The organism is Methylobacterium sp. WL9 (genome assembly GCF_008040035.1).
GTDB lineage: Bacteria > Pseudomonadota > Alphaproteobacteria > Rhizobiales > Beijerinckiaceae > Methylobacterium > Methylobacterium thuringiense.
This window is the reverse complement of record NZ_VRVE01000109.1, coordinates 1-12,396: the sequence shown is the minus strand read 5'-3', so window position 1 is coordinate 12,396 and position 12,396 is coordinate 1. Positions and strand designations below refer to the sequence as shown.

7 protein-coding genes are annotated in these 12,396 nt (G+C 66.2%); 5 read left to right on the top strand and 2 right to left on the bottom strand.

Annotation, left to right across the window (positions count from 1 at the left end):
* Positions 1-111 precede the first annotated feature (111 nt).
* From FV217_RS20450 to zwf, 4 genes are all read left to right on the top strand, one after another.
* Positions 112-3,231 carry an MdtB/MuxB family multidrug efflux RND transporter permease subunit gene (locus FV217_RS20450; RefSeq protein WP_147819346.1) on the top strand — a complete coding sequence of 1,040 codons (3,120 nt, stop codon included), beginning with the start codon at positions 112-114 and terminating at the stop codon, positions 3,229-3,231.
* On the top strand, positions 3,228-6,668 hold the full coding sequence (locus tag FV217_RS20445) for an efflux RND transporter permease subunit (protein ID WP_147819344.1): 3,441 nt from the start codon (positions 3,228-3,230) through the stop codon (positions 6,666-6,668). Before FV217_RS20450 ends, FV217_RS20445 begins: the two co-directional genes overlap by 4 nt.
* 161 nt (positions 6,669-6,829) lie before the next feature.
* Entirely contained in the window at positions 6,830-8,407 is a 1,578-nt protein-coding gene (locus FV217_RS20435) for an efflux transporter outer membrane subunit (protein WP_147819342.1), read from the top strand.
* Positions 8,408-8,483: 76 nt separating this feature from the next.
* Positions 8,484-10,022 carry a glucose-6-phosphate dehydrogenase gene (gene zwf, locus FV217_RS20430; RefSeq protein ID WP_246683049.1) on the top strand — a complete coding sequence of 513 codons (1,539 nt, stop codon included), beginning with the start codon at positions 8,484-8,486 and terminating at the stop codon, positions 10,020-10,022.
* On the opposite strand, the gene FV217_RS20425 is transcribed toward zwf, so the two are convergent.
* Together FV217_RS20425 and FV217_RS20420 are read right to left on the bottom strand one after the other, a co-directional pair.
* Positions 10,011-10,787, bottom strand: a complete 777-nt coding sequence (locus FV217_RS20425) for a restriction endonuclease (RefSeq protein ID WP_147819348.1) — start codon at positions 10,785-10,787, stop codon at positions 10,011-10,013. The two genes, zwf and FV217_RS20425, sit on opposite strands and share 12 nt — an antisense overlap.
* A 204-nt stretch (positions 10,788-10,991) precedes the next feature.
* The gene (locus FV217_RS20420) at positions 10,992-11,417 is read right to left on the bottom strand and encodes a MucR family transcriptional regulator (protein ID WP_147819340.1); all 426 of its coding nucleotides are present in this window, start codon (positions 11,415-11,417) and stop codon (positions 10,992-10,994) included.
* Between the two features lie 647 nt (positions 11,418-12,064).
* Between FV217_RS20420 and FV217_RS20415 the strand changes: the two genes are divergently transcribed.
* Positions 12,065-12,396 (top strand): CoA-binding protein (locus tag FV217_RS20415; protein WP_187272654.1); only part of this gene is annotated, 332 nt, incomplete at its 3' end.

Below are 12,396 nucleotides of genomic sequence, written 5' to 3'. Positions count from 1 at the left end.
GCCGGACGGCACGGGCGAGGCCACGCAGCCGCAGGCGGGCGATACCCCGCGGCGACGCGGTCGCGACCGCAAGGCCGCGCCGTGATCGGCGTGACCGCCTAGGCGAAGACCATGAACCCGTCGCGCATCTTCATCCTGCGTCCGGTGGCGACGACGCTGCTGATGCTGGCGATCCTGATCGTCGGCATGGTGTCCTACGTGAACCTGCCGGTCTCGGCGCTGCCGTCGGTCGATTATCCGACGATCCAGGTCCAGACCTTCTATCCGGGCGCCAGCCCCGAGGTGATGACCTCGGCCGTGACCGCGCCGCTAGAGCGACAATTCGGCCAGATGGCCAACCTGAACCAGATGTCGTCGCAGAGTTCGGCCGGCGCCTCGGTCATCACCCTGCAGTTCAGCCTCGACATCCCCCTCGACATCGCCGAGCAGTCTGTCCAGGCGGCGATCAACGCGGCCGGAAACCTGCTGCCCTCCGACCTTCCGGCGCCGCCGATCTACGCCAAGGTCAACCCCGCCGACGCGCCGGTCCTGACCTTGGCCCTGACCTCGAAGACGATGCCGCTCACGCAGGTGCGCGACCTCGCGGAGACGCGGCTCGCCCAGAAGATTTCACAGGTTGCCGGCGTCGGTCTCGTCAGCATGGGCGGCGGCCAGCGGCCGGCCGTGCGGGTGCGCTTCAATTCCCTGGCGCTCGCGGCCTACGGGCTCAATATCGACGACCTGCGCACGACGATCGGAAACCTCAACGTCAACACGCCCAAGGGCAACATCGACGGTCCGACGCAGAGCTACACCATCAACGCCAACGATCAGGTCCGCGACCCGACCGTCTATTCCAGCGCGATCATCGCCTACAAGAACGGCGCGCCGGTGCGGCTCTCGGACGTGGCGACCGTGGTCGACGGGGCCGAGAACACCAAGCTCGGCGCCTGGATGGACCGGACGCCGGCCGTCATCCTCAACATCCAGCGCCAGCCCGGCGCCAACGTCATCGACACGGTCGACAAGATCAAGGCGTTGCTGCCGCAACTGCAGGCCAGCATGCCCGCCGCCATCGGCGTCGCGCTCCTCACCGACCGCACCGTCACGATCCGCGCTTCCGTGGAGGACGTGCAGGTCGAGCTGATGCTCGCCATCGGCCTCGTCGTGCTGGTGATCTTCCTGTTTTTGCGCAGCTTTTCCGCCACCCTGATTCCGAGCCTGTCGGTGCCGCTCTCGCTGATCGGCACGCTGGCGGTGATGGACCTGTGGGGGTTCTCCCTCGACAACCTCTCGCTGATGGCCCTGACCATTGCGACCGGCTTCGTCGTCGACGACGCCATCGTTGTGATCGAGAACATCGCCCGCCACGTCGAGGACGGCGATACGCCGCTCGAAGCCGCGATGAAGGGCTCGCGCGAGATCGGCTTCACCATCCTGTCGCTGACGGTCTCGCTGATCGCAGTGCTGATCCCGCTGCTGTTCATGGGCGACGTGGTCGGCCGGCTGTTCCACGAATTCGCGATCACGCTGGCGGCCACCATCGTCATCTCGGCCTTCGTCTCACTGACGCTGGTGCCGATGCTCTGCGCGCGGCTGCTCAAGCCGGTCGTGCACGGCGAACACCGCGAGGGCTTCGTCGCCCGCCTCGGCCGGCGAATGACCGACGGCACCATCGCCGCGTATGGCCGTGCCCTTCGGGTCGTCCTCGCGCATCAGCCGCTGACGCTTCTCGTCACCCTTGGGACGATCGCGCTGACAGCGTACCTGTTCGTGGTGATCCCGAAGGGGTTCTTCCCGGTCCAGGATACCGGCGTGATCCAGGGCATCTCCCAGGCCGACCAGAGCGTGTCCTACGGGGCCATGGCCGAGCGCCAGCAGGGGCTCGCCGACATCGTCTTAAAGGACAAGGACGTCGCGAACCTGTCCTCGTTCATCGGCGTCGACGGGCAGAACGTGACGCTAAATTCCGGCCGCATGCTGATCAACCTGAAGCCACAGGCGGAGCGGACGGGCAGCGCCAGCGACGTGATCCGCCGCATCACTGCCGCCACCCGCGACGTGCCCGGCGTGCGCCTCTACATGCAGCCGGTCCAGGACCTGACCATCGATACGGCGGTCTCGGCCACGCAGTATCAGGTCATCCTGGAGAACCCGAACCTCTCCGAGTTCGAGACCTGGGTGCCGCGCTTCGTCGAGGCGCTGCAGCGCTCGCCGCTGCTCGCCGACGTCACCAGCGACTACCAGGGCAACGGGCTCGCCGCCTACGTCACCATCGACCGGCCGACGGCTGGGCGCTACGGCATCACCCCGGCCTCCGTCGACAACGCGCTCTACGACGCCTTCGGCCAGCGCATCATCTCGACAATTTTTTCTCAGTCGAACCAGTACCGGGTCATCCTCGAAGCCGACCCGGCCCTGCACACGACCCTCGACTCGCTGAACAACCTCTACCTGCCGTCCTCGACCGCCGCCTCGGGCCAGGTGCCGCTCTCGGCCATCGCCCGCGTCGAGGAGCGCCGCGCCCCGCTGCTCGTCGGCCATCTCGGCCAGTTCCCGGCGACCACCGTCTCGTTCAACCTCGCATCGGGCGCCGCCCTCGGCCAGGCCGTCGATGCGATCGCGCAGATCCGAAAAGACGTCGGCCTGCCGGCGAGCTTCAACGTGGTGCCGCAGGGTTCGGTCTTCGCCTTCCAGTCGGCGCTGTCGAACGAGCTGTTCCTGATCCTGGCTGCGATCGTCACGGTCTACATCGTGCTCGGCGTCCTCTACGAGAGCTTCATCCACCCGATCACGATCCTCTCGACGCTTCCGTCCGCTGGGATTGGCGCTCTGCTCGGGTTGATGCTCTTCGGGCTCTCGCTCGACATCATTGCGATCATCGGCATCGTGCTCCTCATCGGCATCGTGAAGAAGAACGCGATCATGATGATCGACTTCGCGCTCCAGGCCGAGCGCGAAGAGGGCATGAGCCCGCGCGATGCGATCTACGAAGCCTGTCTGCTCCGCTTCCGTCCGATCATGATGACGACCTTCGCCGCCCTGTTCGCGGCGGTGCCGCTGATCATGGGAACCGGCGTGGGCTCGGAGCTGCGCCAGCCCCTCGGCATCGTCATCGCCGGCGGTCTCATCGTCAGCCAGGTGCTGACGCTGTTCACGACCCCGGTGATCTACCTGTTCTTCGACCGGCTGGAACGGCGGATCATGGGCCGCCGTGAGGGCGGCTACCGGACCGGCGAGGCCATCCCGTGAACATTTCGGAGCCGTTCATCCGGCGTCCGATCGCGACGACGCTGCTCACCGTCGGCGTGCTGCTCGCGGGGCTGTTCGCCTTCGTGCGATTGCCGGTGGCGCCGCTGCCGCAGGTGGATTTTCCGGTCATTCTCGTCCAGGCGCAGATGGCCGGCGCCTCGCCGGAAACCATGGCGACGACGGTGGCCGCGCCGCTGGAGCGCCGGCTCGGGATCATCGCCGACGTCAACGAGATGACCTCGACGAGTTCGACCGGCACGGTCCGCATCGTCCTGCTGTTCGGCCTAAACCGCGACATCGACGGCGCCGCCCGCGACGTCCAGGCGGCGATCAACGCCGCCCGCGCCGACCTGCCGACGGCGCTCCGCCAGAACCCGACCTACCGGAAGTTCAACCCGGCCGATGCGCCGATCCTGATCCTCGGACTGACCTCGGACACGCTCTCGCCCGGCCAGCTCTACGATTCTGCCGCGACCGTCGTTCAGCAGAAGATGTCCCAGGTCGACGGCATCGGGAACGTCGACATCGGTGGCTCGTCGCTGCCGGCGGTGCGGGTGGAGCTCGATCCGACGGCTTTGTTCCACTACGGCATCGGCCTCGAAGGGATTCGCGCGGCCTTAGCGTCGGCAAATGCGAACTCGCCGAAGGGCGACGTGACTGCTGGGGACCGCCGCTACCAGCTCTACGCCAACGACCAGGGCCGGCAGGCCTCGGACTATCGCGACATTGTCGTGGCCTACCGCAACGGGGCCGGCGTGCGCCTGAGCGACGTCGGCCAGGTCGACGATTCCGTCGAGGACAAGCGCAATCTCGGCCTCGTCGACGGCAAGCCCGGCGTGATCCTGTTCATTTACAAGCAGCCCGGCTCGAACGTCGTCGAGACGGTAGACCGCGTGAAGGCGGCGATCCCGCAGATCCAGGCGGCGCTGCCGGGCGACATCGACCTGCACATCTCGGGCGACCGCTCGGCCACGATCCGCGCTTCCCTGAAGGAGACCGAGGAGACGCTGCTGATCGCGGTCGGCCTCGTGATCCTCGTGGTCTTCGTTTTCCTGCGCTCCGGCCGCGCGACGCTGATTCCGGCGGTGGCCGTGCCGATCTCGATCATCGGCACCTTCGCCGTGATGTATCTGCTCGGCTTTTCGCTCAACATCCTCTCGCTGATGGCGCTGATCATCGCCACCGGCTTCGTGGTCGACGACGCCATCGTCGTGCTCGAAAACATCCAGAGGCACATCGAGGACGGCAAGCCGCGGGTCGAAGCGGCCCTGCTCGGTGCCCGCGAGGTCGGCTTCACCGTAATCTCGATGAGCTTGTCGCTCATCGCGGTCTTTTTGCCGATCCTGCTGATGGGCGGCATCGTCGGCCGGCTGTTTCAGGAATTCGCGGTCACGCTCTCGCTGGCGATCCTAATCTCCCTCGTCGTCTCGCTGACGACGACACCGATGATGTGCGCCCGCTTCCTCAAACCCCATCACAATGGTTCCGCCGGCCCGGTGAAGCGGCCGAATATCGTGGCGCGAATCCTGGAGGGCGGCTTCGACGGCTTGCTGCGCGGCTACGAGCGCTCGCTGGGCTTCGCGCTGCGTCACCGCCGGCTGGTCCTGCTCAGCGTCTTCGCGGCGATGGGGCTGAACGTCTACCTCTACGTCATCGTGCCGAAGGGCTTCTTTCCGGAGCAGGATACCGGGCAGCTCATGGGCGGTATCCAGGCCGACCAGCGCATCTCGTTCCAGTCGATGTCGCAGAAGCTGAAGGCGGCGAGCGCCATCGTGCAAGCCGATCCGGCGGTGGAGAGCATCGTCGGCTTCACCGGCGGACGCGGCACCAACTCGGCGAACGTCTTCGTCGGCCTCAAGCCGCTCGGAACCCGCGATTCCATCGAGAAGGTGATGGCGCGGCTTCGGCCGAAGCTCGCACAGGTCGCGGGCGCCCGGCTCTTCCTATTTCCGCGCCAGGACCTGAAGATGGGCGGGCGTCAGAGCTTCGCCCAGTACCAGTACTCGCTCCAGGGGGATTCGGCGGACGAGCTCTACGCCTCGGCGCCGAAGCTCGTGCAGGAGCTTCAGAAGCAGACCGCTTTGTTCGCCGACGTCACCTCCGACCAGCAGGAGGGCGGGCTCGAGAGCCGTCTCGTCATCGATCGGCCGACGGCGTTCCGCTACGGCATCACGCCGGACAAGATCGACAACACCCTCTACGACGCCTTCGGCCAGCGTCAGGTCTCGACGATCTACAATCCGCTCAACCAGTACCATGTCGTGATGGAGATCGCGCCGCGTTACCTGCAGAGCCCTGAGACGTTGAAACTCATCTACGTCTCGACATCGGGCGGCAACGCCCGCGGTTCGGCGGTCACGAACGCGGTCGCGGGCACGGTCAGTGGTCCGACGGCTGCGGCGACCACGACATCCGGCACGTCCTCGCCGTCGATGTCGAGCAGCGGCACATCATCGACGACGACCGGCATGCCGGCCCCGGGCAGCGCCAGCACGACGGTCGCCCCTACTGCAGGCGTCGGCGCCACCAGCGCATCGACCGGCACGGACGCATCGACGATTGCCTCCGACTCCGCACGCAACGCCGCCTCGAACGCCATCGCCGCATCGAAGGGCGGCGCCTCGTCCAGCGCCCCCGTGTCGAGCGCCAAGGAAACGATGGTACCGCTCTCGGCCTTCGCGCGGTTCGAGACCGGAAACGCGCCGGTCCAGGTCGCGCACCAGGGCCTGTTCGTCTCGACTACCGTCTCGTTCAACCTCGCGCCTGGCAAGAGCCTGTCGGAGGCCACCGCCGCGATCGAGAAGGCGATGACCGACCTGCGCATGCCGGCAACCATCCACGGCGAGTTCTCGGGTGCTGCCAAAAACTACATGGCCTCGGCCTCGCGCCAGCCGCTGCTGATCCTTGGCGCACTGCTCGCCGTCTATGCCGTTCTCGGCATCCTCTACGAGAGCTACATCCACCCCATCACGATTCTTTCGACGCTGCCGTCCGCCGGGATCGGCGCCGTGCTGGCGCTCCTCGTGACGGGAACCGAATTCACGATCATCGCGCTGATCGCCGTCTTCCTGCTCATCGGCATCGTGAAGAAGAACGCCATCCTGATGATCGACTTCGCCCTCGATGCCGAGCGCACGCGCGGCGCCGCGCCGGCCGATGCGATCTACGAGGCCTGCCTCTTGCGCTTCCGGCCGATCATGATGACAACGGCGGCCGCGCTTCTTGGCGCCGCGCCGCTCGTCCTGGCGAACGGGGAGGGCGCGGAGCTCCGCCGACCGCTCGGCATCGCGATCATCGGCGGCCTCATCGTGAGCCAGATCCTGACCCTCTACACGACGCCCGTCGTCTATCTGTACCTCGACCGCCTCCGCCACTGGGCGAAGAACCGGCGCGGCCAACGCGCTGCCGGCGGTGCGGCAGCGTTCCCGGCCGAGTGATGGTCACTCGTGAGGCTAGAACGGGTGGGTTCGCACCCCCCTCTCCCCGCACGCGAGGAAAGGGTCGCGACGACCTCGTCGTCGGCGCGACAAGCCCGAAGGGCGAAGGTGAGGGGGCGGCTGCAGGATTGACCACTCCGGAAGCGCCCACTCACCTTCGGATGCCGCCTCGCTTTGCCGACGACAAGGCCGGCAAAGCCCTCTCCCAGCGTGCGGGGAGAGGGGATGCGCGGAAGCCTCGCAGCATCCTGACGTTCGGCATTGCCTGCGTGGTCTCGACGTCCCTCTCCGGCTGCCTCGTTGGGCCCGACTACTCGCGTCCGTCCGTGGAGACTCCGCTGGGGTTCAAGGAAGGCGGCATGCGAGAGGACAGCGTCGCCTGGGTCCAGAGCCGGAAAAATTGGCGGCCGGCGCAGCCGAACGACGGTGCCGTGCGCGGCGACTGGTGGACGGTGTTGCACGATCCGACCCTCGATCGCCTGATGCGCTCGGTCGATGTCGACAACCAGAACTTGCGCGCAACGGTGTCGAACTACGCTCAAGCCCGCGCCCTCGTCGCGCAGTCGCGGGCGGCGCTATTTCCCACAGTCATCGGGGCGCCGACGATCACGCGGGCGCGCACGGCCGGGGCCGAGCGCACGACCTACGCGCTGCAGGGCCAGGCGACCTGGGAGCCCGATCTGTTCGGGCGCATCCGGCGGCAACTGGAGAGCGACGTCGCCAGCGCGCAGGCCTCTGCGGCCGACCTCGGACTCGTGCGGCTCGGCATCCAGGCGGAACTCGCGACGACCTACCTACAGCTCCGCTACCAGGACTCGCTCAAGAAGGTCCTTCAGGAGAACGTCGAAGGCTACAAGCGCAGCCTCGGCATCGCCGAGAACCAATACAATGCCGGCGTCGCAGCTCGTTCCGACGTCATCACCGCGCAGACCCAGCTCCAGACCACGGAAGCGCAGGTCATCGCGACCGATCTCAACCGCGCCGTCTTCGAACATGCACTCGCGACGCTGATCGGCCGGCCGCCGTCCGAACTCGGGATCCCGGTCGGCCGGCTCGCCGACCGCCCACCCGCGGTTCCGGTCGGCATCCCCTCCCAGCTTCTCGAACGGCGCCCCGACATCGCGCAGGCCGAACGCCTCGTGCAGGCGCAGAGCGAGCAGATCGGCGTCGCGGTCGCAGCCTTCTTCCCCACGGTGACGCTCTCGGCCACCGGCGGCTTCGCCGGCCTGACCAGCAACGGCATCTTCTCGGCCACCAACGCCGCCTGGGCGCTGACCGCGGCCGGCACGCAGGTCCTGTTCGATGGCGGCGCCCGCAGCGCCGCCCTGCAATTGACCCGTGCAGGCTACGATGCCTCGGTCGCCACCTATCGCCAGACCGTGCTGACCGCGTTCGGCGAAGTCGAGAACGGTCTGTCAGGCATCCGTATCCTCGCCCGACAGCAGGCCAAGCAGGACGAGGCCGTCGTGTCCGCCCGGAAGGCCGTCGAGATCACCCTCAACGAGTACCGCGCCGGCACCCAGAATTTCACGACCGTGGTCACCGCCCAAGCGCTCCTCGTGAACAATGAGGTCACCGCCCTGCAGGTGAAGCTCAACCGCTTCACCACCGCAGTCGACCTGATCCGCGCCCTCGGCGGCGGCTGGGACGCCCGCTCCCTCCCCACCGGCGAGGAGCTGAAGGAGAGGGCGCTCGACCTGCCGATCGATCACGGCCAGTCGGTGTGGACCGAGGAGTGAGGCGGCGGGGAACGCGGCTACGGTTGACCCGTTGACCGACGGCTTTTGCGCCGCAGCAACGATCCGGAGGCCAGCCTTGGCCGAGCACGCCCCCCTGAAAGACACCTCCAAATCCGGCATCGCGCCGGCTCCGGCATGCACGCTGGTGATCTTCGGCGCCGGCGGAGATCTCACCAAGCGCCTGCTGATGCCGGCTCTCTACAACCTCTCCGGCGGAGGCCTGCTCTCGCGGGATTTCAAGATCATCGGCGTCGACCACAACGCCAACGACGACGCCGGCTGGCGCAAGGATCTCACCGACACGATGCAGTCCTTCACAAAGGACAAGACCGCCGAATTCCACGCCGACCACATCGACAAAACCAGCTGGGGCTTCATCGCCGAGCGGCTGCACTTCTTCCAGGGCGACTTCGAGAAAGACGAAAGCTATCAAGCGCTTGCGAAGAAGATCGACGGCAACGCGATCTTCTACTGCGCCGTCGCCGCCCGGTTCTTCGGACCGGTGGTCGACGGCCTCGGCCAGGCCGGCCTGCTCAAGCAGACGGACGACGCATTCCGCCGCGTGGTGATCGAAAAGCCGTTCGGCTCGGACTTGGCCTCTGCGAAAGCCCTCAACGCCCGGATCCTACGTCAAGCCGACGAGAGCCAGTTCTACCGGATCGACCATTTCCTCGGGAAGGAGACGGTCCAGTCGATCATGGCGATCCGCTTCGCCAACGGGCTGTTCGAGCCGCTGTGGCGGCGGGAACACGTCGACCACGTGCAGATCACGGCGGCTGAGACCGTCGGCGTGGAGATGCGCGGCTCGTTCTACGAGCCGACCGGGGCGCTCCGCGACATGGTGCCGAACCACATGTTCCAGTTGCTCTGCATGGTCGCGATGGAGCCGCCGAATTCCTTCGATGCCGAAGCCGTGCGGACCGAGAAAGCCAAGCTTGCGGAAGCCGTTAAGCCGATCCAGCCGGATCAGGCGGTGCGCGGCCAGTACGCAGCCGGAACGGAACACGGGAAGGATGTCGCCGGCTACCGTGACGAGCCGAATGTCGACGAGAAATCGAGCACCGAGACTTATGTCGCGCTCAAGCTCGAGATCGAGAACTGGCGCTGGGCGGGCGTGCCGTTCTATGTGCGCACTGGCAAGCGTATGTCCGGCCGCCTCACCGAGATCGCCGTCCATTTCAAGCCAGCACCCTACCGGCTGTTTCGCGATACACCGACGGACGACGTCGCGCCCAACGTCATGCGCATCCAGATCGACCCGGATGCCGGCGAGACTACCGAGATCAACGTCAAGGCACCGGGCCCGCAGATGCGCCTCGGCCGCGTCGAAACCTCGTTTCTCTACAAGGACTTCTTCGACGAGAAGCCGAATGTCGGCTACGAAACCCTGCTCTACGACTGCATGACGGGGGATGCGACGCTGTTTCAGCGTGCCGACAACATCGAGGCCGGCTGGGCCGCCGTTGAGCCGCTTCTGGAAGCCTGGAAATCCGCCCCGGTCGAACTCTACGCCGCTGGCAGCGATGGGCCGACGGCAGCCGACGAACTGCTCGCGCGCGATGGGCGCCGGTGGCTCCCGCTTCCGGTCGGAACGCGCGAGGAATCAAGCCGGTAGCCGCGATCTGCGGACCGCACGCATCGGATGTAGCTCGGCAAGATCGTCGTGGTGGAGGAGCAGCACGCCGGTGGTGGCCGCGAGCTTGCGGGCGGCGGGCGTGAAGCCGGCGTTGGAGACTACGGCGGCCATCGTGGCCGACCAGTGCCGGGCCGCCGCAGCGACCTCTTGAACGGCACCATTGCCGACCGGCTTAGCGTAGCGCTTGCACTGCACGACGAGGCGGGCACCGCCGCGCTCGGCGATGATGTCGGCGCCCTGGTCGCCGCTGGCCTGGGTCGGGCGGGCCTGCCAGCCGGCTCGGGTAAGCAGGTTTGCACAGTAGCGCTCGTAGGCGATACCGTCCTCAGGCATGTCGGTTTCGGCCGGCAGGCGGAATGCGGAGGCCGCGCGCTCGACGATGGCGACCATGTCGTCCCAGCGTGGTTCGGTGTAATCCGCGAAGCCGCGCGCCTCAATTTTGGGTAGAAGGCTTCGCTCGATGAAGTAATCGCGCTCACGCAGCCAGCCGTCCTCGACCATGTTGCCGTAGGCATCGACGAAGCGCTCCTGGCGGCGGCGTAGGGCGAGGATGCGCGCGTGGCGCTTGGCGATCCTGCGGACCAAGGCGCGGAATCTGCGTGGCCGATCAAGGCGATAGAGCACGATCGCCGCGAGCAGGCCAAGTGTGGCGAGAAGCGCGGGCCTGCCGTGGAACAGGGCGAAACCTCCACCGACGACGGAGGTCCAGAACAGATGGGAGACCGTCTTGGATCGACCGGACATGACCTGAGCGATGGCAGCCCGCGCAAAGGCGAGGATGCGCAACCGTCTCAGATCCCGATTTCGCCACCGCTAACGGGGAGCCTAGCAGAAAACGGGTGGCACGGCCCTAGGAGCGTCCCCTTCTCCGATTTCCTCCGACTTATCAGGGCCTTGAGAAGGAGGTAAGCAGCGCGTCCAGACTCCAAACAGCTGTGGATGGCGCCATTACTCCGCGGCGATCGCCCGCCGCTCCTTGCCGAGGCCCATCGCCTTGGCGAGCTGCGAGCGCTCGCTGGCGTAGCTTGGCGCCACCATTGGATAGTCGGACGGAAGGTTCCAGCGAGCGCGATACTCATCCGGCGTTAAATTGTACTTGCTGCGCAGATGCCGCTTCAGCGACTTGAACTGCTTTCCGTCTTCGAGACAGACGAGATAGTCCTGCGTGATCGACTTGCGGACCGACACGGCCGGTACGGGCCGCTCAGCCGGGAGGGCGGCCTGAGGCGCAGAGAGTTGCTGCAAAGTGGCATGGATTGCGGTGATGAGCCCAGGCAATTCGGCTGGCTGCAGCGAGTTGTTGGCGACGAAGGTCGAGACGATGTCGCGGGTCAACGCGACGTGATCCAGCAAAGTGTCCGTATCGCTCGTCATCGTCTCCGGTCCTTCCCATGGCGCGCATTGTCGTGGCGGGGCAGAGGCGATCCCGCTATCAGTATGATGCAGCGTTGATGAACGATCTCGACACAAAAATCCAGCAGTCCGATTGTGACCGATCGAATCAATTCGGCAACTTAAGGACAAAATGTTTAATAGTACACATATCATATCAGTCAGGCGGCGGCATCGCAGGCTGCGCGTAAGTCCGTGATCTTCCTATCGTTATTGGAGAATGCATCCAATGTTCACGGTCTGCTTCGGCGCATGAAAAATCGGGAGTCATGATCTGACGATATTTCATGAGAACCGCAATCTTCGAGGCGGGAAAGGGCCGCCCGTGCGAAATGCGCTCACGATGCCGTGAGATGGCGGGTGGGAGGGATGCCATCCGCAACTGTTGCCGGATCGGCCAAAACGTTGAAATCACGTGATGTTTCGAAGACGCGACGCAGGGCGACACATGGTGAGTGGGTCGTGGCCGAGAGGGTCTCGAAGCTGCGGGAGAGCATTGACGCGAGGTGTTCAATTCGCACGAAACGCTGGTACTGCTGCATGCTATACGGAGATAGGCATGGTGTTCGCCAGGATGCGTACCGGGACCACCACGCCATGCCGGCCATGATGCAGATCCGGGCAACACCATGAGCACCTACGGCTTCGCGGCGATGCTCGCGCCGCGAAGCGTGGCCATCGTCGGCGCCGGCGAGCGCGACGGATCGGTCGGCCGCGCGGTGATGGATTCGCTTCGGGCCGGCGGGTTCGCCGGGGCGATCCGGCCGGTCAATCGCAAATACGAGAAAATCGACGGCGAGCCCTGTTTCGCGAATCTCGCGGCCTTGCCGGAAACGCCGGACCTCGTCCTGATCGCCACGCCGCCGGAGACCGTGCCGGCTATCGTCGATGCAGCTGGGGCGTGTGGCGCGGCGGCGGCGGTGGTGCTGTCGGCGCATCTCGGCCGGGGCGAGGCGGAGCC